The organism is Kribbella steppae (genome assembly GCF_004342025.1).
Taxonomy (GTDB): domain Bacteria; phylum Actinomycetota; class Actinomycetes; order Propionibacteriales; family Kribbellaceae; genus Kribbella; species Kribbella steppae.
This window is the reverse complement of record NZ_SLWN01000016.1, coordinates 121,682-146,473: the sequence shown is the minus strand read 5'-3', so window position 1 is coordinate 146,473 and position 24,792 is coordinate 121,682. Positions and strand designations below refer to the sequence as shown.

The following is a 24,792-nucleotide window of genomic DNA, read 5'->3' as shown; positions in this document are numbered from 1 at the left end:
AAAAACGGTGCGACCAGCTGGTATGCAGGAGGGTAGCCCTGAATCATGTCATCATCGGCGGTCTTCGCCTCAGGGCCAACTCTGCTGAGGAGAATCATGTCCGCTCGCGTGTCGGATCGACACCATCATCGGGGTGCTCAGCACGCTAGCGGGCACCGCCGCACGACTCCCGCCGACACGCCGCGGTTCCGGCCTCGAAGAACACCATCACCGAGCGAATGTCGGTGGCCGCCGCCCCTGCCCTCCATCTGCAGTGGCCCGGCTGCACCCACATGGAGGAGACGAGGATGAGCCTTTACACGCGCTCACAGTTCGGTGCAACCGTCATCAACGACTTCGCCCACCGGCGCAACCGCAACGAGGTCCTCGAGAAGTCGGTCCAACACAGCGCCAGCGCTGCGCTGGAGACGCGAGCGCTCGGACACCCCGACTTCGAGGGCCTTGATATCGGAGAGCGGCGCACCGCCCGCATGGTCTCGGTCTTCCTCGACCTCACCAACTTCACCGGGCGCACGTTCTGGGACGACCAGGACGAGGTCGTCGACCTCGCACACGCCGTTCTCTCGGGCTTCATCGAGGTCGTCAGTCTGTTCGGTGGGCACCCACTCGGCCTTCGTGGCGACGGCCTGTACGCGGGCTTCAGCCCTGGCGACCCGTCCTTCACCGCGAGCATGGCGCTCAGCGCATGCGCGTTCGCCCTCGATGGTGTAGAGAACGAGGTCAACCCGTGGCTCGACCGACGCGGGATCGCCCATGTCCAAGCGCGGGCCGGGCTTGACTACGGTCCGACGACCTTCGTGCGCAGCGGCAGCCACGATCGCAGCGAGATCAACCCTCTCGGCTTCGCAGCCAACTTCGCCGCTAAGTGTGAGAAGCAGGCCGATTCATGGGAGATCGTCGTCGGCGACCAACTGCACGAACTGCTCCCCGACTACCCCTTCTTCGTCGAGCACGAAGACTCGCCCAAACGATATACCCGCGACGACAAGACCGAGTCGTACAAGTTCTACGACTACCGCTGGCGCAATACCGTCAAGCACCTCCCAGGCGTGATCGAGCGCCTCGGCGGCACCCCGACGTCCCGCATCCACAGCCGCTAGGAGGCACACCCGATGTCCATGCCCGCGCTGCTCAGCCACTTCGGGATCAACACCGCCCGTTTCGTCACCAGCACCGGCGAGGTCGTCTTCGACGGAGTCACCTCCAACGGCGGTGACGCGTTCACCCACGTCACTCACGGGGCAGTCACCCCTGTCGCTAAGCACACCTTCCACGGCGGTGCTGAGGAGCCCGATGACGGCGAGAACGGGCCAGCCGTCTGGTGGGACAACCCCGACCGCCTGAACCGGCACATCGACGCGATGCGCCGATCCTTCCCGCACTTCGCATACCTCGCCCCCGAGGACGGATCAGCACCCTGCTGGGGAGGCGTCATCGACACCGGACGCGGCAAGTTCGACGTCGGCATCCTCATCCGACGCGACGAGGGTTTGCCCAGCATCGTGGTGTTCAACCGCCGCCTCGGTGCAACCGCTGGCGGCAGGTGGCAGCGCGCCCCGCACCTTTACGACAACGACAACCTCTGCGTCGCCGGCCGCGACGACTGGGATCCGGACGAACACACCGTCGCCACCGCCACTGCGTGGGCGGCGCACTGGCTCGCCGCCTATACGGAGTGGCGCATAAGCCGCAAGTGGCCGGTCGAGGGGGTGCGAACCGTTGCGGCGTAGCCGACAGCAGTCGACCATTGCGTCCAGAACCAAAACCGCCACCGCGAGCGGGTCCGTCCCATTGCCCGACGACCAGCCCGACGCAGAACCCGCCGACGGCGGACTCCAGTCGATGGATCAGATGGCTAACTGGGTCCGCTTCGCCGACACCAAGGCCACTATCCTCACCGCTGGTGTCGGCGTTGCTCTGACCATGCTGATGACGAACGCCAAGACCATCGCGACCGCCGTCAAGCACGGCTGGCCTGAGGCCGCCATCGTTGGCGGGCTCGCCGTGCTCACGCTCGTCGCGTTCTCCTACACGCTCTATTGGCTCGTCCGAGCCATCGGCCCCCGGAACAAGGTCACCTACAACACGATCAACCGGTTCGCGTGGCCGACATTGCTCAACGTCACCACGGACGAGTTAACCGAGCACACCCGTAACGTCGACGTGCGCACCGATGCGTGGCAACAAGTCATCGACCTGTCAGCCTTGGCCAACCGCAAGTTCGAGGCGTGCGGCAAGGCCGTGAAGGGCTTCGCCGCACTCGTGCTTCTCGGCGTTGCCTGTGTCGCAATCGCCATCGCGCTCACGATCTAGAACGCAGTCTTACAGAGAGGCGTCTGACTGCCGGTTGTGACCTTGCAGCTGGTATGAAGTCGGCGCGGCCAGACGGCTCGGTCTGTCGCGGGGTGGTTCGTGGCTGCCCGTTCGCGTCGACCGCGTTGACGTTTGGGTCGGGCCGACCTTGTCCGCGGCCGGAGGCGGTCGATAGCTCTTCGGTCTGGCGCAGCCGTGGCGCGTCGATCAGCCGCGACGGAGGTTCGGGCACCCGTTGGCTCATCGGAAAGCCTGCGAGGATGGGCAAATGAGTGTTGGTGTCGACGGGTTGGCGCTGTTCCAGCATCACCGGGGGCGGTTGTTCGGGATCGCCTACCGGATGCTCGGTACGGCGTCCGATGCCGAGGAGATCGTCCAGGAGGCGTGGCTGCGCTGGCAGAGCGTGGACCAGGAGGCAGTGAAGGATCCTGGCGCGTTCCTGGCGAAGGTGGTCACGAACCTGTCGATCAAGCAGCTCACCTCGGCCCGGGTACGGCGCGAGACGTACGTCGGGGAGTGGTTGCCGGAGCCGGTGCTCACCGGTCGACCCGAGTTCGACGAGCTCGGGCCTTTGGCGGTCGTTGCCGAGCGGGAGTCGGTGTCGTTCGCCCTGCTGCTCCTGCTCGAACGGCTGACTCCGGCCGAGCGAGCGGCGTACGTACTGCGAGAGGCGTTCGCCTACAGCCATCGCGAGGTTGCCGAGCTGATCGGCACCTCCGAGGCCAACGCGCGGCAACTCGCGTCCCGCGCGGCCAAGCGGGTCGCCGCCGAGCCGCAGCGTGAGCGCCGGGTTGACCCGGGGGAGTGGCGGAAGCTGGTCGAGCGGTTCATCGCGGCTGCCCAGCTCGGTGAGATCGGCGAGCTGGAGTCGTTGCTCGCCGAGGACGTCGTGTCGCGGGCCGACGGCGGGGGCAAGACGTTCGCGGCCCGGAACGCGATCGCCGGTCGGGACCGCGTCGCCCGGTACCTGGTGGGCGTACTGGAGCGGTTCGGCGCCGGGATCGAACCCCGCTTCGGCGAGGCGAACGGCCGGCCCGCACTCGTTGCCGTCAGCCCCGAAGGTGTCGAGGCCGTCTGCTTCATCGAGTTCACCGGCGACCAGATCAGCGATCTGGAGTTCGTGATGAATCCGGACAAGCTCACCTTCGCAGTCGGCCAGCTGTCACAAATCGGAGGGCTACCGGATCTGGGCTGGTGAACGAAAGGACACCAGATGGCAACCATCCTCGTCACCGGCGGTACCGGCACCCTCGGCCGGCCCACCGTCGAACATCTCCGCGCCGCCGGCCATGAGGTCCGCGTCCTCAGTCGCACGACGCGACCAGGGCTGATCACGGGAGATCTGAACACCGGCCGCGGCATCGACTCGGCCGTCGACGGTGTCGACACGATCGTCCACCTCGCCACCGGACTCGGCCGGCGGGACGTGCAGCAGACGCGCAACCTGCTCCAAGCCACGCCATCAACGACTCAGGTGGTGGTCATGTCGATCGTGGGCATCGACCGGATCCCGCTGCCGTACTACCGGTCCAAGCTCGAGGTCGAACGGCTCGTCGCCGAGTCCGGGACGTCGTACACGATCTTGCGGGCGACCCAGTTCCACGACCTGCTCGACCGCATCTTCAGCGTTCAGCGGTTCCTCCCGATCCTGCTCGCCCCGGCCATCACACTGCAGCCGATCGCGGTCGAGGACGTCGCCGTACGCCTCACCGAACTAGTCGCCCAGCCCGTCAACGGTCGCGCGCCGGATATCGGTGGTCCGGATCGCTTGCAGGTCATCGAACTCGCCCGCGCCTGGGCAGCGGCCCGGGGCTCCCGGCGCCCGGTCGTGCCGCTGCGCGTCCCCGGTAAGACCTTCCGCGCCTACGCGTCGGGTGCGGCGCTCGTCGACGGGCCGTCGTTCGGGCGGATCACGTTTGAGGAGCACGTCGGATGAGGGGCTATGTGCGGTCCGTCCTGGTGGTGTTCGCGGCGTACCAGCTCGTCCTCGGGGTGTGGCTGACGTTCTTTCCAGCGCAGTTCTACCAGCTGCCGACGGTCGATTGGACGCCGCCGTACAGCGAGCATCTGTTCCGCGACTTCGGTGGGGCGACGCTCGGCCTGGCGATCGTGCTGGTCGCGGCGGCGATCCGGTTCGATCGGCTGCTCACGGTCGTCGCGCTGCTGGCGTACCTGGCGTTCGCGGTGCCGCACCTGTTCTTCCACCTCGGGCACCTCGAGGGCGACTCGCCCGGCTGGTCGGTCGTGCTGGCCGTGGTCACCGCGCTGAGTGTGCTCGTGCCGGCCAGCGCTTTGGCCGCGACGCGCACGCTGACTTGACTACTGTGACAGTGGCACTGTCACAATAGCGGGCATGGGTCCACTCCAGGGGGTCAAGGTCGTCGAGCTGGCCGGGATCGGTCCCGGGCCGTTCGCCTGCATGATGCTGGCCGAGCTCGGTGCCGAGGTCCTCCGCATCGACCGGCCCGGCGGCGGCCTGTCCTTCGGTCCACCCGAGCTCGATCTGGTCAACCGCGGTCGCCGCAGCGTGGCCCTGGACCTGAAGAATCCGGCCGCGGTCGACGTCGTCCGACAGTTGGTCGCGCAGGCCGACGTGCTGGTCGAAGGGTTCCGGCCGGGGGTCGCCGAGCGGCTCGGGCTCGGACCCGACGACTTGCAGGCGATCAACCCGAAGCTGGTGTACGGACGCATGACCGGCTGGGGTCAGGACGGGCCGCTGGCTCAGTCCGCCGGCCACGACATCGACTACATCGCGCTGTCCGGCGCCCTGCACCTGATCGGGCGCGCGGGAGGTCCGCCGCAGGTGCCGTCCAACGTGCTCGGCGACTTCGCCGGTGGCTCGCTGTACCTCGTCATCGGCGTACTGGCCGCGCTGCACGAGGCACAGCAGAGCGGCCGCGGTCAGATTGTCGACGCGGCGATTGTCGACGGCTCCGCACACCTGACCACGATGATGCTCGGCGCCCTCGCCGCCGGCAGTTGGAAGCAGGAGCGCGGCACGAATCTGCTCGACACCGGCGCACCGTTCTACGACGTGTACGAGACGTCCGACGGCAAGCACGTTGCGGTCGGGGCGCTGGAGCAGCCGTTCTACGACGAACTCATCAGCAAGCTCGGTATCAGCGCCCCGGACCGCAACGACCCGGTGAACTGGCCCGAGCTCCGGAAGGTGCTGATCGAGACCTTCCTGCAACGCACCCAGGCCGAGTGGATGGAAGCATTCGACGGCTCGGACGCATGCGTCACGCCGGTTCTGCCGCTCGCCGCCGACCACCCGCACCTCGTTGCTCGTGGCACCTTTGTGGAGAAGGACGGCGTCCGCCAGGCCGCCCCCGCTCCGCGCTTCTCCCGTACGCCGACCAGCCTCGACCGACCGCCCGCGCGGGCCGGACAGCACACCCGCGAGGCCCTCGCGGACTGGGGTATCACCGCTATCGACGATCTGCTGGAGACCGGCGCCGCCGTCCAGAACTGAACACAGCTTGAGAGGAAACCGCCCGTGGAACGTCAGCTCTTCGACGCCGATCACGATGCCTTCCGGGAGACCGCGCGAGCGTTCTGCGACAAGGAGATCGTGCCGCATCACGACGCCTGGGAGGAGGCCGGTATCGTCCCGCGCGAGGTCTGGACCGCGGCCGGTCACGCCGGGCTGCTCGGCTTCATGATGCCGGAGGAGTACGGCGGTGGCGGTGCCCGCGACTTCCGGTTCAACGCCGTCGTCATCGAGGAACTGACCCGGGCCCGCGCGAGTGGTGTCGGCTTCGCGATCCATACCGACATCAACTCGGCGTACCTGCTGGACTACGCCAGCGACGAGCAGAAGGCGCGCTGGCTGCCCGGGTTCTGCTCCGGTGAGACCATCACCGCGATCGCGATGACCGAGCCCGGTGCCGGCAGCGACCTGCAGGGCATCCAGACCACGGCGCGCCGCGAGGGCGACCACTACGTGCTGAACGGCCAGAAGACGTTCATCTCGAACGGCATCCTGGCCGACCTCGTCATCGTCGTCGCGAAGACCGACGTCGCGGCGGGCGCCCAGGGCATCTCGCTGCTGGTGGCCGAGCGCGGGATGCCCGGGTTCGAGCGGGGCCGCAACCTGGACAAGATCGGCCTCAAGGCGCAGGACACCGCCGAGCTGTTCTTCGACAACGTCAAGGTCCCGGTCGAGAACCTGCTCGGCGAGGAGGGTAAGGGCTTCGTCTATCTGATGGAGAAGCTGCCCCAGGAACGCCTCGCCATCGCCGTCGTCGCGGCGGCGGCCTGTGAGAATCTGCTGGCCACGACGCTCGACTACGTGAAGGAGCGCAAGGCGTTCGGCCGCCCGATCGGCTCGTTCCAGAACAGCCGGTTCGTGCTCGCCGAGATAGCCACCGAGACCCAGATCGCCCGCGTCTTCGTCGACCGCTGCATCCAGGAACTGAACGCCGGCACCCTGACGGTGGCCGAGGCGGCGATGGCGAAGTGGTGGACCACGGAGCTGCAGAAGAAGGTGGTCGACCGCTGCCTGCAGCTGTACGGCGGCTACGGCTTCATGACCGAGTATCCGATCGCCAAGGCCTACCTGGACACCCGGATCCAGACCATCTACGGCGGTACCACCGAGATCATGAAGGAAATCATCGGCCGGACGATGGGGGTGTAGGCGTCAGTGCTCGAACGGGTCCTGGTCCGACGCGTAGCGCTGCGCCAGTTCGTACTGCAGCCGGCGCCGGTAGATCATCAGCCGGATGTCGATGACCTGAGGCTCGCCGGCCGGCCGGCGGCGTTCGGCATTGAGAGCGTCGACCACCGTCAGTGCGGCGGTCAGCTCATCCTGCTGCCACGATTCGAGCCGCTCCGAGCGGGCGAGGCGGTCCAGATACTCCGACCCGGTCGGCACGGTGTCGGACTCGGTCCCGACCTTCTTGCCCCTGAGCGTCATGTCAGCCGCCATCCCGCAGGATCACCCGATCGCGGCGATCCTGCGGCGACCAATCGAACACAGTGCCCCCCGGCACCGGAGATTCCCACTGAATCAGACGTTTGAAGCAAACCCGTGAGTGCCACACCGACCCCTCCCTAGCGCGGCCAATTCCGGCGCCGGGGTCTGGGGCATGCCACAACAAGCAAGCTCACAGTAACGCCGGAACCGACAGTGCGCCAGATGGCCACTCCCCGTCATCCGGAACCCCTGGTGCCTAGGCCGGAGGCACTTCCACGGAGCCGCGGAGGCTGATCCGGCCCTGCACGACATCGTGGGCAACATCGGTCAGGCGCCGATTGTTCGCCCGGGCATAGGCCCGCAGCACCGCGAATGCCTGGTCGACACCCAGGCCGAGACTGTGGGTGAGGAATCCCTTGGCCTGCTCGATCAGGATCCGGCTGTCGAGAGCCGCTTGCAGTTGCTCGGTGACGACCTCCTGGCGGGCCTGAGCGCGCTGGTGCACGATACCGATGGTGGCGGCGTCGGCGAGCGCTTGCCCGAGGGCGATCGTGTCGTCGGTGAGCGGCCCGGCGGCCTCGCTCAAGAGGTTCACCGCTCCCAGTACGGTGTCCCGCAGCCGCATCGGCATCGCCTGTACCGAGAGGTAGCCCGCTGCGACGGCGGCTGCGGTGAAGCGGGGCCATTGTGCGCCGGCGTCGCGTAGATCACCGGCCTGGACCGGACGGCCACTGGTGAACGCGTCCAGGCAGGGGCCCTCGTGATTCTGCAACTGGGTCAGCTCGACCAGTCGCGCCTGTTCGGTGGACGCCGCGACGAGGTTCAGTACGCCGTGATGGTCGGCGAGCAGGATGCCGCAGGCCGAGACCCCCAGCAGCTCACTGCACCGGGCCGCGAGGCGGTCCAGGAACTCGATGATGTCGAAGTCGTCGACGAGGGTGTCCGACAGTTCGATGAACACTTCCCGCACCCTCCGGTCCGATGCGCTCATCAGTCCTCCTGCTCCAGCTCGGGTTGCGGTGAGTCCGTGTCGTCCGGATCGGACGCCAGGCGGAGGCGATCGGCCATCACATCGGTGGCGATCCTGTGCAACGGCAGCCCGCTGCTGTACGAATGTGCGCGCAGCAGCGCCAGAGCGTCGGTGACGCTGATGCTTTGCTGGGCCGCGACCCGGCCTGCGGCCTGGTGCACCTCGGCGCGGCGAGCGGTGAAAGCGGCCTCGATCACCCCGTCGAGGTCGGCGCTGACGCCGCGACGGTGGTCCAGGGCGAGGACGAACACGGCGTCGGCGCACACCAACCCGTCTCTCAGCTGATCGGCTTGCAGCGGCCCGGGCTCCCTTCGATACACGCTCAGCACTCCCACTTTGGCGGCCCCGGCGCCGATCGGGAAGGCGAAGGCGCCGCGCACACCGCGCTCGGCACCGGCCGACGCGAACGCCGGCCACCGGTGTCCCGCGGCGACACCGGCCAGGTCGGTCTCCAGCACCGGCGCACCGGTGGCGATCGCGTCGCCGCTCGGTCCTTCACCCAGCGCGAACTGCAGTTCGTCGAGTTCACCGACCTCCGGGCCGGTGGCCAGTAGCGGTTCCAGGATCCCGCCGTCACGCGTCATGGACAACCCGGCGCCCATCGCTGACAAGACCTGAGCACAGGCCGTCACGGCGTGCAGCAAGGACGGAGATCCGCCATCGCTGCTGGCAATGGTGTTGATCGCCCCCCACACTCTGGCGCTGCGGTCTTGATCCACCCATTCCCGTCCAGACTTGTACCGCCGCCGGGCGGATGCCCCACTCTAGCGGTCGGCTTGCCGAAATCTCGTTCATCCGCGACACGGGCCGCCATCAGGTCGGCCCCGCACCGCTCACTCGTCCGGCGGTGCGTCCTCGGTCGGCGACGCCTCCGGGTCGGATTCCGCCGGCGGCCGTCGCTCGGTTGCTCGTTTGGGTCCCGGCGCCGCAACCTCGGTGCCGGGAACAGGGCGTAGGGCGAACCATTCGCTCATAGGTGCTTCCCTCCCGGGGCACGTCGCGATCCGCGCGGCCACCGAGGTCTCGAGCAGCACAACAAGCTTGAATTCTAGACCTCGGTCAGGCATGGCGCTCGTTCATCGCGCGCCGCGGCCCGACGAAATGATCGGCGGCAGGCTGGACATCCGGCGGCGCCATGATTGACTGCTTCCAGGTGCGAAGAGGGAGGTCGCCATGGGGATCGTGTCGGAGGGGTTCAGTGGTCGTCGACGGGGTGGCGCGGACCTTCCGCCGGGGCAGTACGTCACGCAGGATTTCCCGGTGCTGTCCGCCGGTCCGACACCGCACATCCGGACCGAGCACTGGGAGTTCACCGTCACCACGGAGACGGGTGAGGTGTACCGGTGGGACTGGGCCGGTCTGCTCGCGCTGCCGGCCGAGGAGATCACCAAGGACATCCACTGCGTGACCAGGTGGTCGAAGTTCGAGACCACCTGGAAGGGCGTCTCGCTCGACACGCTGCTCGCCGATGTCGAGACCGCGGCCGACTTCGCGCTCGCCCACAGCTACGGCGGGTACACGACCAACCTGCCGATGGACGACCTGCTCGACGGCCAGGCCTGGATCGCGTACGAATACGACCACGAGCCGGTCGACCCCGAACACGGTGGCCCGGCCCGCCTGCTCGTGCCGCACCTGTACTTCTGGAAGAGCGCCAAGTGGGTCCGCGGACTGGTCCTGTCCGACACCGAGGACCTCGGCTTCTGGGAGACCGCCGGCTACCACGAGTACGGAGATCCATGGAAAGAACAGCGCTACGCCGGCGACTGAGCTGGCAGGTCGCCACGGTGACCGACGTACGGCGTGAGACGGCGACCGCTCGGACGCTGGTTCTGGACGTACCGGAGTGGCCTGGACACCTGGCTGGTCAGCACCTCGACGTGCGGCTGACCGCACCGGATGGCTATCGGGCCTCCCGTTCGTACTCGATCGCGTCAGCCTGGGCCGGTGACACCATCGAGCTGACCGTCGAGCAGGTGCCGGACGGCGAAGTCTCGACGTACTTGGTCGATGTGGTGAAGGTCGGCGATCAGTTCGAGGTCCGTGGGCCGGTCGGTGGCTGGTTCGTCTGGAAGCCGGAGCAGGAGGAGCCGGTGCAGCTGATCGGCGGAGGATCCGGAGTCGCCCCGCTGATGTCGATGCTGCGCGCGCACGCAGCGGCGGACAGCACGGCGCCCGTGCGGCTGCTCTACTCGGTACGGCGTCCTACTTCGGTGATCTACGTGGGCGACCTGAAGGAGCTGGCCGCGGCGGACCACGTCGACGTACGTCTCGTGTACACGCGGGAGGCGCCGGCGGGGGAGCCACGGATCGGGCGGATCGACGCGGACGTGATCGAGCGGTTCGCCTTCACGCCGGCCGAGTCGCCGACGACGTACGTGTGCGGACCGACGCCGTTCGTGGAGACGGTGGCGGACCTGCTGGTCGCGGTCGGGCACGACCCGGCTCGCGTGAGAACTGAACGTTTCGGATAGACAGGAGGCCCGCGATGACTGAAGCCACGCATCTCGACGGCAACGCGGCCGCAGGTGCCCTGAGCGAACTGTTCGCGGTGGACGTCACCGCTGCGATCGCTCGCTGCGCCGGCTGCGGCCAGACCGGCGTGTTCGCCGACACGCGGCTGTACGTGAACGCACCCGGGCTGGTCGCCCGCTGCGTCGGCTGCGACGGCGTAATCCTCCGCGTCGTCACCACCCCGACCGACACCTACCTGGACCTCCGCGGACTCACCTACCTCAAACTCCCCAACGAGTAGCAGTCGGTCGGCACCACAAGACCCCAGCCAGGGAACTGGCTGGGGTTTCTTTACGTGGCTGGACCTTGACAGCGTGCACACACCTGAGGTTTTGTAACACGATCTGATGCGAAGTTAACAGGATCGGTTGAGAGGTGTGCGCGAATGAGACGGTTCGGGGTGTTGGCGGTCGCTGGGTTGGTGGCGCTGGCGTCGGCATCGTGCGGTGCGGACGAGGGCGGCGCGGGAGGTGGTAGCTCGGACGCGAAGATCGCCTTCCTGATGCCGGACATCGCCTCGACCCGCTACGAGCTGTTCGACGCGCCGCTGTTCACGGCCAAGATGAAAGAGCTCTGCGCCGGCTGCACCGTGCTCTACCAGAACGCCGCCGCCGACCCGGCCAAGCAACAGCAGCAGGCGAACTCGATGCTCGCCCAGGGCGTGAAGGCGATCGTGATCGACCCGGTCGACTCCGCCGCGGCCGCCTCGATCGTCCAGACCGCGCAGAGCCAGGGCGTCCCGGTGATCGCCTACGACCGGCCGATCCCGGACAAGAAGGCCGACTACTACATCTCGTTCGACAACGAGAAGATCGGCCAGATGATCGCCCAGTCGCTGGTCGACCAGCTGAAGGCGACGAAGGCGACCGGCGGCATCCTGCAGGTCAACGGGTCGCCCACCGACGCCGCGGCGGGCCTGATCAAGAAGGGCATCCACAGCGCGGTCGACCCGAGCGTCTACAAGCTGCTCTCCGAGTTCGACACCCCGGGCTGGGCGCCACCGAAGGCACAGGAGTGGGTCAGCGGACAGATCACCCGGTTCCCGAACCAGATCGCCGGCGTGGTCGCCGCGAACGACGGCACCGGCGGCGCCAGCATCGCGGCCTTCAAGGCCGCCGGCGCCAAGGTCCCGCCGGTGACCGGCAACGACGCCGAGCTGGCCGCGCTGCAGCGGGTCGTCTCCGGCGACCAGTACAACACCATCTCCAAGCCGATCAAGATCGTCGCCGACGCGGCCGCCGTGGTCGCCCATGAGTTTGCCCAGGGCAACAAGCCGGAGGGGAAGACGACGCTGTTCGACACCCCGTCCGAGCTGTTCACGCCGACCGTCGTGACCCGGGAGAACATCGCCGAGATCCTCAAGGAGCCCGGGTTCGCGGTGAAGATCGCCGACGTCTGCACGGCGGAGTACAAGGCGGCCTGCACGGAGCTGGGCCTGAGCTGATGGCGACGCTGCACCTGGACGGCATCAGCAAGAACTTCGGTGCCGTCGCGGCCCTGACTGACGTCGACCTCACGGTGGACGCCGGTCAGGTGGTCGCGATCGTCGGCGACAACGGCGCGGGGAAGTCCACGCTGGTCAAGGTGCTGTCCGGCGTCCACGCGCCGGACGCGGGCACCATCACCTTCGAGGACCGGGAGGTGACGATCCCGGGCCCGGCAGCGGCACACAAACTCGGGATCGCGACCGTGTTCCAGGACCTCGCGCTGTGCGAGAACCTCAACGTGATCGAGAACCTCTTCCTCGGCCAGGAGCTCGGTCCGTACCGGCTCGACCACGTCGCGATGGAGGTCAGGTCCTGGGAGCTGCTGCGGCAGCTGTCCGCCAAGCTGCCGGCCGTCCGGCTGCCGGTAGCTGCGCTGTCGGGCGGTCAGCGGCAGACGGTCGCGATCGCGCGGTCGCTGCTCGGCGACCCGAAGATCATCATCCTGGACGAACCGACCGCCGCGCTGGGCGTTGCCCAGACCGCCGAGGTGCTGAACCTGATCGACCGGCTCCGCGAGAACGGCCACGGCGTGATCATGGTCAGCCACAACATGGCCGACGTACGGGCGGTTGCGGACCAGGTCGTCGTACTGCGTCTCGGCCGGAACAACGGGGTGTTCGACGCGCGGAGTACGTCGTCGGAGGAGATCGTCGCGGCGATCACGGGTGCCGCGGACAACGTCGTCGCGCAACGGGCAGCCCGGGTGCAGGACGCCGTACCGAACGAAGGAGCTGAGCGGTGACCGCTGCCGACCTGACCGACGAGCGGCTCCGGCAGGCGTCCGGCCTGCGCGGGTCGGTGACGGCCCTGGTGGACCGGGTCCGGGCCGGTGAGCTCGGCGTACTCCCGGTGGGCGCCGGGCTGCTGGTGATCTGCGTGGTGCTGCAGATCATGAACCCGATCTTCCTGTCCAGCACCAACCTGGTGAATCTGCTGATGGAGTGCGTCCCGGTCGGGGTCATTGCCCTCGGCATCGTCTGCGTGCTGCTGGTCGGCCAGATCGATCTGTCGGTCGGGTCGATCAGCGGGTTGTCGGCGGCACTGACGGCGATCCTCTTCGTGAAGGAGGGGTGGCCGGCCTGGGCGGCGGTGTTGCTCGCGTTGGTCGCCGGATGCGCGATCGGGCTGCTGTACGCCGAGATCTACAACCGGGTCGGGATTCCGGCGTTCGTGATCACGCTGGCCGGGTTGCTGTCGTTCCTCGGATTGCAGTTGAAGGCGCTCGGTGCGATCGGATCGGTGAACCTGCCGTTCGACTCCGGGCTGGTGGAGTTCGCGCAGTTGTCGTTCGTGCCGGCGTGGTTGTCGTACGCGCTCGTGGTCGCGGCTGCGGGCGTGCTGTTCGGCATCGGCTTCCAGCATGCGCGCAAACGTCGTACGGCGAACTTGTCCGCACGGTCGACCCGGTTCCTGCTGGTGCGCAGCGGCGTACTGGTGGTGGGCCTCGGGTTCGCGGTCTGGTACCTGAACCGGGCGCGGGGGATCGGCTGGATGTTCGTCCTCTTCGTCGCCCTCGCGCTGGTGCTGCACTACACGTTGACGTCGACCAAGTGGGGCAAGGCCGTCTACGCGGTCGGTGGCAACGTCGAGGCGGCTCGTCGCGCCGGTATCAACGTGCGGCTCGTCTACACCTCCACGTTCGCGATCTGTACGACGCTCGCCGCCTTCGGTGGAGTCCTCGGCGCCGCCCGCCTGGCCGCCGCGAACCAGTCCAGCGGTGGCGGCGACGTCAACCTCAACGCCATCGCGGCTGCCGTCATCGGCGGCACCTCCCTCTTCGGCGGCCGCGGCACCGCCTTCGCCGCCGTCCTGGGAGTCCTGGTCATCCAATCCATCTCCAGCGGCCTGACCCTGCTCAGCCTCGACTCGTCCTACCGCTTCTTCGTCACCGGCGTGGTCCTGCTCCTGGCTGTAGGAGTCGACTCGCTGGCCCGCCGTACCAGGACATCTCACGGCCGCGCCTGAGGGCCTCAGCGACGTCGGCGGATGGTGTCGCGCTGGGTTTCGCCCACTGCGCGTTCGTAGGCGAGCACCAGACCCTGAATCGTCACCGGTTTGAACCGCTCGACCAGTTGCTGAATGTGCTCCGGCGGTCCACCCGAGTCGCGGTAGTGCGGCCAGACCTTGGTGCGGAAGACCTCGGTGAGTTCCTCGGCGATCGCACGGCCGTGCTCGGTGAAGATGCGGCCGGCGTCCAGCACCGCCTCGACCGGGAGGTCCAGGTCGAGCAGCTCGACGCCGAGGCTCAGGTGAGCGGTCGCGACCTGGAAGACGTCCTCGTCCGGGGTGGGCTCGACCACGCCGAGCGCGACCAGCATCTCGATGTCGTCATCGCTGAGTTCGCGGCCGGTACGACGTACCAGCGCCGACCGATCCAACGTCTCCGGCAGGTCTCGCATCCAGGGAGTCAGCAGCGTCCGGTGCAGCGCGATGTCCTGCGGTGTCGCGTCGGTCGGGATCCGGTCCAGGTATCCCTCGATCGCCGACAACGTGAACCCGTGCGCCTGCAGTTCACGCACCAGGTCCAGCCGCGCGATGTGCTCCGGCCCGTAGTACCCGACCCGCCCACGCCGGATCGGCGGCGGAATCAGCCCGCGCCCGGCATAGAAACGCAGTGTCCGCACCGTCATCCCGACCCTCGTCGACAACTCGTCGACAGTGAGGGTCGCTTCGTCCCCCGCGACTTCAGACATGGCGGAGATCATAACGACCCCCACTTGACCATCGTGACACCAGCACTGTCACAATCGGGAGGACGACTCGACCGACGGGATCATCATGACCAGTGAAGCCTTCCTGTACGACGCGATCCGCACCCCGCGCGGCAAGGGCAAACCAACCGGTGCGCTGTACGAGGTCAAGCCGATCCAGCTGATCACCGGCCTGCTGCACGAGCTGCGCAACCGGCATCCCGACCTCGACCCGGCGACGATCGACGACGTGGTCCTCGGTGTCGTCACGCCGATCGGCGACCAGGGCATGGACATCGCCCGGACGGCGGTTCTCGCGGCCGGCTACCCGGAGACGACGGGCGGCGTACAGCTCAACCGTTTCTGCGCCTCCGGCCTGGAAGCGGTCAACCAGGCGGCCCAGCGGGTCCGCTCCGGCTGGGAGGACTTCATCCTGGCCGGTGGAGTCGAGTCGATGTCGCGCGTGCCGATGGCCTCCGACGGCGGCGCCTGGGCGATGGACCCCGAGACGGCGCTCGAGACGAACTTCATCCCGCAGGGCATCAGCGCGGACCTGATCGCGACCCTCGACGGCTTCTCCCGGACCGACGTCGACACGTACGCCGCCGAGTCGCACGCGCGGGCCGCAAAGGCCTGGGCCAACGGCTACTTCGCTCGCTCGGTCATCCCGGTCAACGACCGCAACGGCCTCCAGATCCTGGACCACGACCAGCTGGTCCGCCCTGGTACGACGGTCGAGACGCTGGCCGGCCTGCCACCGTCGTTCGCGGCGATCGGGGAGCACGGCGGATTCGACGCGGTCGCGCTGGAGAAGTACCTGACGGTCGAGCGGATCGAGCACGTCCACCACGCCGGCAACTCGTCCGGCATCGTCGACGGCGCCGCCCTGGTTGCGATCGGCAACGAGAAGGCCGGCGAGGCGCTCGGCCAGGCTCCCCGCGGCCGGGTGGTCGCGACCGGCGTCAGCGGTGCCGACCCGACCATCATGCTCACCGGCCCGGCGCCGGCCGCCCGCAAGGCGCTGGCCAAGGCCGGCCTCGAGGTCGGCGACATCGACCTGTTCGAGATGAACGAGGCGTTCGCCGCCGCGGTCCTGCATTTCATGAAGGATCTCGGCGTACCGCACGAGAAGGTGAACGTGAACGGTGGCGCGATCGCGCTCGGCCACCCCCTCGGTGCCACCGGCGCCATGCTGATCGGAACCCTGCTGGACGAACTGGAGCGGCGGGAGCTCCGGTACGGACTGGCCACCCTGTGCGTCGGCGGCGGGATGGGCGTCGCGACGATCATCGAGAGGCTTGCGGCATGATCTCCTGGAACAACGTCGAGGGTGTCGTCACGCTGACGATGGACGATCCCGACGCATCGGCGAACACCATGAACGAGACCTACATCGCGGCGATGGGGCAGACCGTCGAGCGGCTGCAGGCCGAGAAGGACTCGCTGAAGGGAGTCGTCATCACCAGCGCCAAGCCGACGTTCTTTGCCGGCGGCAACCTGCAGCTGCTCTCGAAGATCCAGCCGGAGAACGCGGCCGAGGTCTTCGAGACCCTCGAAGAGGTCAAGCGGCAGCTCAGAGCCCTGGAAACGTTGGGCATCCCGGTCGTTGCCGCGATCAACGGTGCCGCTCTCGGCGGTGGGCTCGAGATCGCGCTGGCCTGTCATCACCGCCTCGTTGCCGACGACAACCGGATCGAGATCGGCGTACCCGAGGTGACCCTCGGCCTGCTCCCCGGCGGCGGTGGCGTGACCCGCACGGTCCGGATGCTCGGTCTCCAGGACGCGCTGATGAAGGTGCTCCTCCAGGGCCAGCGGATGAAGCCCGCTCACGCCCAGTCCGTCGGCATCGTCGACGAGGTCGTCCCGGCCGACGACCTGCTCGATGCGGCGTACCGCTGGATCGCGTCGTACGACGGCGACGCCAAGCAGCCATGGGACCGCGACGGTTACAAGATCCCCGGCGGTACGCCGTCCTCCCCGAAGCTGGCCGCGTTCCTCCCGGCCTTCCCGGCGAATCTGCGCAAGCAGCTGAAGGGTGCGCCGTACCCGGCGCCGCGGGCGATCATGAGTGCCGCGGTCGAAGGCAGTCAGGTCGACTTCGCGACCGCTTCGCGGATCGAGTCGCGGTACTTCGTGTCGCTGGCGACCGGGCAGATCGCGAAGAACATGATCCAGGCGTTCTTCTTCGACCTGCAGGCGATCAACGCCGGGGCTTCGCGGCCGAGCGGCGTACCGAAGTTCCGGACCCGCAAGGTCGGGGTGCTCGGCGCGGGCATGATGGGTGCCGGGATCGCTTACGTGTGCGCGAAGGCCGGCATCGAGGTGGTGCTGAAGGACGTCTCGCTCGAGGCGGCCGAGAAGGGTAAGGCGTACTCGGAGAAGCTGCTCGCGAAGCAGGTGCAGAAGGGCCGGACGACTGCCGGTCAGGTGGAGGAGTTCCTCAGCCGGATCACGCCGACCGCCGACCCGAACGACCTGGCCGGCTGCGATCTGGTGATCGAGGCCGTGTTCGAGAGCGAGGAACTCAAGCAGAAGGTCTTCGCCGAGATCGCCGGCGTGGTCGAGCCGGACGCGCTGCTCTGCTCGAACACCTCGACCCTGCCGATCACCTCGCTCGCCGACGGTATCGACCGGCCGGACGACTTCATCGGCATGCATTTCTTCTCGCCGGTCGACCGGATGCCGCTGGTCGAGCTGATCGTGGGGGAGAAGACCTCGGACCGGGCCATCGCCCAGGCCTACGACGTGGTCCGGCAGATCAAGAAGACGCCGATCGTGGTCAACGACAGCCGTGGCTTCTTCACCTCGCGGGTGTTCGGCACCCTGGTGATGGAGGGTGCCGCGATGGTTGCCGAGGGCGTCGACCCGGTGACGATCGAGCGGGCCGCGACCCAGATGGGCTTCCCGGCGCCGCCGCTGGCGATGCTCGACGAGGTCACGCTGACGCTGCCGCAGAAGATCCGCGACGCGGCGCTCGCCGCCGGGGACAACGCGGGCGCCTTCGACGATCACCCGGGGATGGCGGTGACCGACCAGCTGGTGAACGAGTTCGACCGCCGGGGGAAGGCGGCCGGTGCGGGTTTCTACGACTACCCTGCGGACGGGCCGAAGCGCCTCTGGCGGGGCCTGTGGGAGCACTTCCCGCGACAGGACGCCGTACCGCTGCTCGATGTGCAGGAGCGGATGACGTTCGCGATGGCGCTGGAGACGGTCAAGTGCCTGGACGAGGGAGTACTACGCTCCGTCGCCGACGCCAATATCGGGTCCATCTTCGGTATCGGATTCCCGCCGCTGCACGGTGGCGCGCTGCAGTACATCAACGCCTTCGGGCTGCCGGCCTTCGTGACCAGGTCGCGCGCGCTGGCGGCGTCGTACGGACCTCGCTTCGAGCCGCCCGCGCTGCTGGTCCGCAAGGCCGAGGCCGGCGAGACCTTCGGCTGATCACGCAGTGATACCGATCCGAGCAACACCCCACACATTCGAACAAAGAACAGCGCGCACGGTCTTGCGCCGGACGCGCTTTTGAGCGATCGTGCTACCACTTCTCCAACGATTCACCTGACCGCCGGCGGCACCGGGATCGTCGAGGGCGTGGACTCCGTGCCCGAAACGTCATCTGCCGAAGGCTGTTGCGATGTTCGATCGAGTTGTAGCGTGTGCGAAATCAGAGATGCTTAACGCCGTTAAGTAACTCGGAACCGTCGGCGTCGTACCCCTGCGGCGCTGCTTTCGGGAAGGTGGAAATCATGCCTGCTCATGTTCCGAACCCCGGCTTGTCCCGGCGGGATCTGCTCAAGCGGACCGGCGGCCTGGCCGCGTTGGCCGCGTTCACCGCCGCGTGCGGTGGCAATACCGGCAGACCGTCCAGCACCGGGGGAGAAGGCGGCGGAGCCAAGGTCAACCTGTCGCAGTGGTACCACCAGTACGGCGAGACCGGTACGAAGGAAGCGGCCCTGAAGTACGCCAAGGCGTACACGGACTCCAACATCGCCGTGCAGTGGACCCCCGGCGACTACGGCAGCAAACTGTCGGCCGGCCTGCTGTCCAACAAGGGACCGGACGTTTTCGAGAGCCAGCTCAACATCGGCATGGTGAAGGGCAACCAGGTGGTGCCGCTGGACGACATCATCGCCGACGTGAAGGACGACTTCCAGCCGGGTGACCTGGCCACCAACACCGTCGACGGCAAGGTCTACGGGATCCGGATGATCGTCGACCCGCAGGTGATCTACTACAAGAAGAGCCTGCTGGACAAGGCCGGTATCAAGCCGCCGGAGACGATCGACGACCTGATCGCCGCGGCCAAGGAACTCACCACGAACAAGGTGAAGGGCATCTTCGTCGGCAACGACGGCGGCCTGGCGATGGGCGGACCGTCGCTGTGGTCGTCCGGCGGTTCCTACCTGACCGAGGACAACAAGCCGGGCTTCACCGGTGACCGCGCGGCCCAGGCGTTCTCCAAGCTGCACCAGTTGTACGCCGACAAGAGCGTGCTGCTCGGTGCGCCGACGGACTGGTGGGACCCGAGTGCGATCAACCAGGGCCTGGTCGCGATGCAGTGGATCGGCATGTGGGCGGTGCCGGGGATGCAGAAGGTGCTCGGCGACGACATCGGCGTGATCCCGTTCCCGAAGCTGGACGCCGAGGGTCAGCCGGCCGTGTACTCCGGCGGCTGGACGCAGTTCGTCTCGGCCAAGAGCCCGAACATCGACGCGGCGAAGAAGTACATCAAGTGGCTGTGGATCGACAAGGAGGACTTCCAGGAGGACTGGTCGCTGAACTACGGCTTCCACATCCCGCCGCGGAAGAGCCTCGCCGCCAAGGCGGCCAAACTGCAGAGCGGTGTCGCCGCCGAGACCGTGAAGCTCACCCAGGACTACGGCCATACCGACAACCCGGCCTGGACTCCGAAGATGGGTACGGCGTTCGCCGATATGCTCACCAACATCATCCGGAAGGGGGCCGACCCCGCCGCGGAGATCGCGAAAGCCGAGAAGACCGTCAACACCGAATTGACGCGGCTGTTCGGATGAGCACCAGCACTTCTCCGAGAACCGCCGACCCCGCCGCCACTGGTGAGCGGCGGGGTCCGCGACGCAAGCAGGGGATCGCGGGGAACACCCGCTGGTTCTGGATCTTCGTCGGGCCGTTCGTCCTCGGCCTGCTGGTCTTCTCCTACCTGCCGATCATCTGGAGCCTGGTCCTCAGCTTCTTCGAGGCCTACAACACGGTCACGCCGTCGAAGTTCGTCGGGTTCCAGAACTACGTCGACATGCTGACCGACCACGCGTTCCTGTCCAGCCTCGGTACCTTCACGCTCTTCGCGGTGTTCATCGTGCCGCTGACGTTCGCGTTATCGCTGGCGCTGGCGCTGCTGGTCAACCAGGTGAAGATCGCGCGGGCGTTCTTCCGGTCGGTGTTCTTCCTGCCGACCGCCTGCTCCTATGTGGTCGCATCGCTGATCTGGCGGCTGTCGATCTTCAATGGTGTCCGGTTCGGCCTGGCCAACACGGTGCTCAGCTGGTTCGGTATCGACGGGATCGCCTGGCTGTCCACGATCGATCCGCCGTGGTACTGGATTCCGATCGTCAGCGTGCGGCTGTGGTTGCAGCTCGGGTTCTACATGATCCTGTTCATCGCCGGGCTCCAGCGCATCTCGCCGACGCTCTACGAAGCGGCGTACGTCGACGGCGCCAAACCCGGCTGGCAGGTGTTCCGCTACATCACGCTGCCACAGTTGCGCAACACGTCGGTCGCCGTACTGATCCTCAACCTGATCGCGGCGTACCAGGCGTTCGACGAGTTCTACAACCTGATCGGCAACGCCAGCTTCGCCCGGCCGCCCCTGGTGTACCTCTACGGCATCTCCCTGGGCTCGATCCAGGACCTCGGCCACGGCTCGGCCGGCGCGCTGATCCTGGCTGTCATCATCATGCTCGTCACACTGCTGCAGAACAGGATCTTCGGATTCGGGAAGGCGGGTGACTGATGGCCGCCTCCGAACGTACGACGGGAACGCCACAACCGATCGGCTTCAGCCGCAGCTCGGCCGGCCTCATCGGGATGGTCCTGCGATGGATCGCGCTCTTCGTGGCGGTGGTGCTGTTCCTGCTGCCGTTCTACCTGATCCTGCGCAACGCGTTGTCGACCGAGGCCGACATCACCGCACCGGACTGGACGCTGTTCCCCAAGGACTTGCAGTGGGGGAACATCAGCGAACTGTTCAAGGACACCCAGGTGCCGATGGCGCGATCGCTGTACAACTCGGCGGTGGTCGGCATCGTCGGTACGGCGGGACAGTTGCTACTGGCATCGATGGCGGGGTACGGCCTGGCCCGGATCCCGTATAAGCACGCGGACAAGGTGTTCTACGCGATCATCGCGACCCTGATGATCCCGGCTGCGGTGACCTTCATCCCGAGCTTCATCGTGGTGTCGTCGCTGGGTTGGGTCAGCTCGCTGCGCGGGTTGATCATCCCGACGCTGTTCAGCGGGTTCGCGGCGTTCCTGTTCCGGCAGTACTTCCTGAACTTCCCCCGTGAGTTGGAGGAGGCTGCGCGGGTGGACGGCGCCGGTCATTTCGGGGTGTTCTGGCGGATCGTCGTACCGAACTCCCTGCCGTTCTTCGCCGCCCTGGCCGCCATCACGTTCATCGGCAACTGGAACTCGTTCCTCTGGCCGTTGGTGATCGGCCAAGACTCGTCCTCCTGGACGGTCCAGGTCGCGATGTCGACGTTCGTGACGGCGCAAACCATCAACATCCACGAACTCTTCATGGCCGCAGCAGTCTCGATCCTCCCGCTCGTCCTCATCTTCCTCTTCCTCCAGCGCTACCTGATCCAAGGAGTAACCCAGTCAGGCATCAAGGACTAGACAGACCGACCCGAAAGGACACCGCCTCCGGCGGCGACTCCTCTCTTGGCCGCCTCCGGCGCAGCCGCTCAGCCGCGCCACGGGTCAGCCTGATAGGCGAACGAACTGAACGCCCGAACCACAAATTTCCAACTCCACCAAGGAGTTGAGAAGCCCCGGCGGGGAGTCCACCAGGCTCCCCGCCGGTCCGAGGCGTCACAGGTGCCGAGCGGCGAAGTGGTCGGGGGCGCTGTCCACCACGTGTACCGACCGCAGCTTCAGGTCGAAGTCACCCCCCAGTGACTTGCCGGCGATCGCAAGGATGACACCAGTCTCGCGGTCAGCGACGATCTGCAGTTGCCGGCCGTCCTCAGTGGCGGCGGTCCGGATGTCGGCGGCCCGATGCTCGAACTGTCGGGGATCGGCTTGCCGACTGCCGGGCCGGAGTGTGGCCTCGGACCATGCCAGCGCAGCGTGCAGACTGACGAGCGCGCTCGCCTCAGCCGCCGTGTCGCCTTGCACCATGACTGCTTCCTCGTCGGTGTGCGCGTACTCGAGGACCTGACCATCAGCCGCGGTGAAGGCGCTCGAGTTGGTCGTCTCCAGCCAGATCAGCCGGCCGTCGAGGCTTCGGACACAGATAGCGTTCGCACCGACCAGCAGCCGCAGCGTCCGAGGTGCATACATCAGCGCGCCGCTGCTGATCACTTCGCCGATCAGAGTACGGCCAGGTTCGACCACCTCCGGTGGGGCGGTTGTCGACCCCATAGTCCAGTCGGCGGTACTCACTCATTCCCCAACGCAGATCTTCACACCAGCAGAATAGCCAGCTGTGTGCTCCCGGACGCAGGCGAAGCCGAACTCCAAGGACGCGCTGGATTGTTCGTCGGTGCCCCGGCTGTCCTGATCGCTCGCGGGCGAGATCCGCTGGTCGCAAGGTAGTCGCTAGATTGGAGACTTTGCGGTGTTGCTACGTGGTGACGGCGATCGAAGTCTCTATCAATTAGTTCAACGATACGATTTAGGGACATGGGCCAAGAGATTCGAGACTTCGTAACCCCGTCGTGTGAGCTGTTGGCGCTCGGTGAGCCGGTACATCCGACGCGCGAGCCGGCGTTCGGGTACATCCGTAACGAGCTGTTCGCATCACTTGCGAGCCAGGGCTTCCGGTCCATCGCCCTGGAGACCGATCGAGTGGCCGCGCTCGCGGTGAACGACTTTGTCCAGGACGGAGCGGGAACCCTCGACACAGCGACGAGTGAGGGCTTCTCGCACAGCTTCGGAGACCTGGAGCCCAACAGGCAACTGGTCGCCTGGATGCGCGAGTACAACGAGGGCCGTCCCACCGAAGAACGGTTGGCCTTTCACGGCTTCGACGCGCCGACCGAGAACACCAGCGCACCCAGCCCTCGGCGCGATCTGGAATACGCGTGCAACTACCTCGGGCTCGACCTCGACCTCGCGAGCCTGCTCGGCACCGACGAACGGTGGAGCCGCCAGGAGGCGATCCTGAACCCGGCGATGTCGCCCGGCGACAACCCCGAAGCCGCGCAGCTGCGAGCGATCGCCGACGACCTGCTCACCTCGCTCTACGCACGCGCACCGGAACTCATCGCGGCGACCTCACGCGCCGACTGGTTCCGGGCCCGCACACACCTGACCGCCGGCCTCGGTCTGCTGCGCTACCACAAGCAGTCCGCCCAGCGGATCGAGGAGAGCGCTCGGATATCCGGGCTCCTGGCCACCCGGGACGCGCTCATGGCCCAGAACCTCCTGGACATCCGCACCATTGAGGAGCAACGCGGCCCGACGCTGGTCTTCGCGCACAACGGCCACCTGCAACGCAACCTGAGCAGTATGCGCATGGCTGGAATGGACCTCGACTGGTACTCCGCCGGCGCCATCGTGGGCTCTCTGCTGGGTCGGCGGTACTCCGTCGTCGTCGGCAGTCTGGGACGCAGCGAAGCCCTCGGACTCGGAGAACCGGAACCGAACACCTACGAGGGGTTCCTGCAGCGCCGTATCACCACCTGGGGCCTGACAACCGCGGCCGCGGTCCCTGCTGCACGCAAGCGCACCGACACAAGACCAGAGCAGGCCTACTCTCCCCTCGACCAGGCAATCGTCGACGCGGCTGACGCGGTACTGCACGTCAACGCCAGCGCGACGCCCACACCGGGCGGGCGCTGATAGCGTCGCCGGTCGTGGACAGCGTTGATGACTTACAACTCGCGTTCGACACGTCGGACCGGGCGGCGGAGATCGCGCTCGCCTACTTCGAGTCGGGCGTTTCGGCAACGCTGAAGGCCGACGGCACACCAGTCACGGAAGCCGACCGGGCAGTCGAGCGATTGTTTCGCGAGACGTTGTCTGTGGCGAGGCCAAAAGATGCGCTCCTCGGCGAGGAACTTGGTCAACTCGGTGAGTCCGATCGAATCTGGATCATCGACCCGGTTGACGGTACGTCGTTCTTCAGTCGGCGTGACCCGAACTGGCGGGTTCAGATTGCGCTGGAGGTTGGCGGGAGCATCGAGATCGCGGTCGTCACCGCTCCTGCGCTGCGACGCTGCTGGTGGGCGACCCGAGGCGGCGGTGCCTTCGAGTCGTCCTGGCCACGCGATGAGGCCGAATCGAAGCGCCTCGAAGTCAGCACCACGTCGATGTTCGCTGATGCGCGGCTCGCTGCTCTGGACGACGCGTCCAGAGCCCGCCTCCCACCGAGTGCGGCGCCCGCACCGGCAAGCCCCCTCCCGCTCATCGAGCTTGTTCGTGGCGAAATCGACGCCTTCTTGGTCGAGCGCTACCACATCTGGGATCACGCACCGTGGATTCTTCTCGTCGAGGAAGCGGGCGGACGTTTCACCAATCGGACCGGAGGACATGCGGGTGATCAAGGCGGTGGCCTGTACTCCAACGCCAACTTGCACAGTCGGTTGCTCACCGCGCTTCACTACCCGGCGCACCCCTGACTGCCGGTTCAACAGA

Annotated in this window: 27 protein-coding genes; 21 read left to right on the top strand and 6 right to left on the bottom strand. The window is 67.1% G+C overall.

Annotated elements, in window-relative coordinates; all coding sequences use genetic code 11:
• Positions 1–287: 287 nt before the first annotated feature.
• From EV652_RS36480 to EV652_RS36445, 8 genes are all read left to right on the top strand, one after another.
• Complete coding sequence (locus EV652_RS36480) at positions 288–1,100, top strand: adenylate/guanylate cyclase domain-containing protein (protein ID WP_199238604.1); 813 nt, start codon at positions 288–290, stop codon at positions 1,098–1,100.
• Between the two features lie 12 nt (positions 1,101–1,112).
• Entirely contained in the window at positions 1,113–1,730 is a 618-nt protein-coding gene (locus tag EV652_RS36475) for a type II CBASS E2 protein (protein WP_132214118.1), read from the top strand.
• 61 nt (positions 1,731–1,791) lie between these two features.
• A complete protein-coding gene (locus EV652_RS36470) occupies positions 1,792–2,313 on the top strand; it encodes a Pycsar system effector family protein (protein WP_132214116.1) in 522 nt (173 codons plus the stop codon).
• 268 nt (positions 2,314–2,581) lie between these two features.
• The gene (locus EV652_RS36465) at positions 2,582–3,511 is read left to right on the top strand and encodes an RNA polymerase sigma-70 factor (RefSeq protein WP_132214114.1); all 930 of its coding nucleotides are present in this window, start codon (positions 2,582–2,584) and stop codon (positions 3,509–3,511) included.
• A 15-nt stretch (positions 3,512–3,526) separates the two neighbouring features.
• On the top strand, positions 3,527–4,249 hold the full coding sequence (locus EV652_RS36460) for an SDR family oxidoreductase (protein WP_132214112.1): 723 nt from the start codon (positions 3,527–3,529) through the stop codon (positions 4,247–4,249).
• Positions 4,246–4,632, top strand: coding sequence for a hypothetical protein (locus EV652_RS36455; RefSeq protein WP_132214110.1), 387 nt, complete (start codon positions 4,246–4,248; stop codon positions 4,630–4,632). The genes EV652_RS36460 and EV652_RS36455 overlap by 4 nt, the downstream gene beginning before the upstream one ends.
• Positions 4,633–4,666: 34 nt before the next feature.
• Positions 4,667–5,788: a CaiB/BaiF CoA transferase family protein gene (locus EV652_RS36450; RefSeq protein ID WP_132214108.1), complete on the top strand. Its 1,122-nt coding sequence runs from the start codon at positions 4,667–4,669 to the stop codon at positions 5,786–5,788.
• A 24-nt stretch (positions 5,789–5,812) separates the two neighbouring features.
• Positions 5,813–6,955, top strand: a complete 1,143-nt coding sequence (locus EV652_RS36445; RefSeq protein ID WP_132214106.1) for an acyl-CoA dehydrogenase family protein — start codon at positions 5,813–5,815, stop codon at positions 6,953–6,955.
• 3 nt (positions 6,956–6,958) lie between these two features.
• Here EV652_RS36445 and EV652_RS36440 read toward each other — a convergent pair whose 3' ends face one another.
• The 4 genes from EV652_RS36440 to EV652_RS44300 form a co-directional block, all read right to left on the bottom strand.
• Complete coding sequence (locus EV652_RS36440) at positions 6,959–7,234, bottom strand: hypothetical protein (protein ID WP_132214104.1); 276 nt, start codon at positions 7,232–7,234, stop codon at positions 6,959–6,961.
• A 256-nt stretch (positions 7,235–7,490) separates the two neighbouring features.
• Positions 7,491–8,225: a GAF and ANTAR domain-containing protein gene (locus EV652_RS36435; RefSeq protein ID WP_132214102.1), complete on the bottom strand. Its 735-nt coding sequence runs from the start codon at positions 8,223–8,225 to the stop codon at positions 7,491–7,493.
• Complete coding sequence (locus tag EV652_RS36430) at positions 8,225–8,848, bottom strand: GAF and ANTAR domain-containing protein (RefSeq protein ID WP_132214100.1); 624 nt, start codon at positions 8,846–8,848, stop codon at positions 8,225–8,227. Before EV652_RS36430 ends, EV652_RS36435 begins: the two co-directional genes overlap by 1 nt.
• Positions 8,849–9,097: 249 nt before the next feature.
• Positions 9,098–9,238 carry a hypothetical protein gene (locus EV652_RS44300; RefSeq protein ID WP_158441428.1) on the bottom strand — a complete coding sequence of 47 codons (141 nt, stop codon included), beginning with the start codon at positions 9,236–9,238 and terminating at the stop codon, positions 9,098–9,100.
• A gap of 199 nt (positions 9,239–9,437) precedes the next feature.
• Between EV652_RS44300 and EV652_RS36425 the strand changes: the two genes are divergently transcribed.
• The 6 genes from EV652_RS36425 to EV652_RS36400 all read left to right on the top strand — a co-directional run bounded on the left by EV652_RS36425 (position 9,438) and on the right by EV652_RS36400 (position 14,230).
• Complete coding sequence (locus EV652_RS36425) at positions 9,438–10,034, top strand: molybdopterin-dependent oxidoreductase (RefSeq protein ID WP_132214098.1); 597 nt, start codon at positions 9,438–9,440, stop codon at positions 10,032–10,034.
• On the top strand, positions 10,004–10,738 hold the full coding sequence (locus EV652_RS36420; protein ID WP_132214096.1) for a ferredoxin reductase: 735 nt from the start codon (positions 10,004–10,006) through the stop codon (positions 10,736–10,738). Before EV652_RS36425 ends, EV652_RS36420 begins: the two co-directional genes overlap by 31 nt.
• 14 nt (positions 10,739–10,752) lie before the next feature.
• Positions 10,753–11,019 (top strand): DUF6510 family protein, encoded by a 267-nt coding sequence (locus EV652_RS36415; RefSeq protein ID WP_132214094.1) that lies wholly within the window; start codon positions 10,753–10,755, stop codon positions 11,017–11,019.
• A gap of 144 nt (positions 11,020–11,163) precedes the next feature.
• Positions 11,164–12,222: an ABC transporter substrate-binding protein gene (locus EV652_RS36410; protein WP_132214092.1), complete on the top strand. Its 1,059-nt coding sequence runs from the start codon at positions 11,164–11,166 to the stop codon at positions 12,220–12,222.
• A complete protein-coding gene (locus EV652_RS36405) occupies positions 12,222–13,007 on the top strand; it encodes an ATP-binding cassette domain-containing protein (protein ID WP_132214090.1) in 786 nt (261 codons plus the stop codon). Before EV652_RS36410 ends, EV652_RS36405 begins: the two co-directional genes overlap by 1 nt.
• A complete protein-coding gene (locus tag EV652_RS36400) occupies positions 13,004–14,230 on the top strand; it encodes a sugar ABC transporter permease (protein WP_132214088.1) in 1,227 nt (408 codons plus the stop codon). The genes EV652_RS36405 and EV652_RS36400 overlap by 4 nt, the downstream gene beginning before the upstream one ends.
• 5 nt (positions 14,231–14,235) lie before the next feature.
• Here EV652_RS36400 and EV652_RS36395 read toward each other — a convergent pair whose 3' ends face one another.
• A complete protein-coding gene (locus EV652_RS36395) occupies positions 14,236–14,958 on the bottom strand; it encodes a MerR family transcriptional regulator (protein WP_132214086.1) in 723 nt (240 codons plus the stop codon).
• A gap of 85 nt (positions 14,959–15,043) precedes the next feature.
• Here EV652_RS36395 and EV652_RS36390 point away from each other — a divergent pair, with 85 nt between their 5' ends.
• The 5 genes from EV652_RS36390 (at position 15,044) to EV652_RS36370 (ending at position 21,828) form a co-directional block, all read left to right on the top strand.
• Positions 15,044–16,264: an acetyl-CoA C-acetyltransferase gene (locus EV652_RS36390; RefSeq protein WP_132214084.1), complete on the top strand. Its 1,221-nt coding sequence runs from the start codon at positions 15,044–15,046 to the stop codon at positions 16,262–16,264.
• Positions 16,261–18,396, top strand: coding sequence for a 3-hydroxyacyl-CoA dehydrogenase NAD-binding domain-containing protein (locus tag EV652_RS36385; RefSeq protein WP_132214082.1), 2,136 nt, complete (start codon positions 16,261–16,263; stop codon positions 18,394–18,396). The genes EV652_RS36390 and EV652_RS36385 overlap by 4 nt, the downstream gene beginning before the upstream one ends.
• A gap of 305 nt (positions 18,397–18,701) precedes the next feature.
• The gene (locus EV652_RS36380) at positions 18,702–19,988 is read left to right on the top strand and encodes an ABC transporter substrate-binding protein (protein ID WP_132214080.1); all 1,287 of its coding nucleotides are present in this window, start codon (positions 18,702–18,704) and stop codon (positions 19,986–19,988) included.
• On the top strand, positions 19,985–20,944 hold the full coding sequence (locus EV652_RS36375) for a carbohydrate ABC transporter permease (protein WP_132214078.1): 960 nt from the start codon (positions 19,985–19,987) through the stop codon (positions 20,942–20,944). Before EV652_RS36380 ends, EV652_RS36375 begins: the two co-directional genes overlap by 4 nt.
• A complete protein-coding gene (locus EV652_RS36370; protein ID WP_132214076.1) occupies positions 20,944–21,828 on the top strand; it encodes a carbohydrate ABC transporter permease in 885 nt (294 codons plus the stop codon). Before EV652_RS36375 ends, EV652_RS36370 begins: the two co-directional genes overlap by 1 nt.
• Positions 21,829–22,023: 195 nt before the next feature.
• Here EV652_RS36370 and EV652_RS36365 read toward each other — a convergent pair whose 3' ends face one another.
• Entirely contained in the window at positions 22,024–22,515 is a 492-nt protein-coding gene (locus EV652_RS36365; protein ID WP_206752110.1) for a hypothetical protein, read from the bottom strand.
• Between the two features lie 321 nt (positions 22,516–22,836).
• Here EV652_RS36365 and EV652_RS36360 point away from each other — a divergent pair, with 321 nt between their 5' ends.
• Together EV652_RS36360 and EV652_RS36355 are read left to right on the top strand one after the other, a co-directional pair.
• Positions 22,837–23,997, top strand: coding sequence for an erythromycin esterase family protein (locus EV652_RS36360; protein WP_132214072.1), 1,161 nt, complete (start codon positions 22,837–22,839; stop codon positions 23,995–23,997).
• Positions 23,998–24,011: 14 nt separating this feature from the next.
• Positions 24,012–24,776, top strand: coding sequence for an inositol monophosphatase family protein (locus EV652_RS36355; RefSeq protein WP_158441426.1), 765 nt, complete (start codon positions 24,012–24,014; stop codon positions 24,774–24,776).
• Positions 24,777–24,792 lie beyond the last annotated feature (16 nt).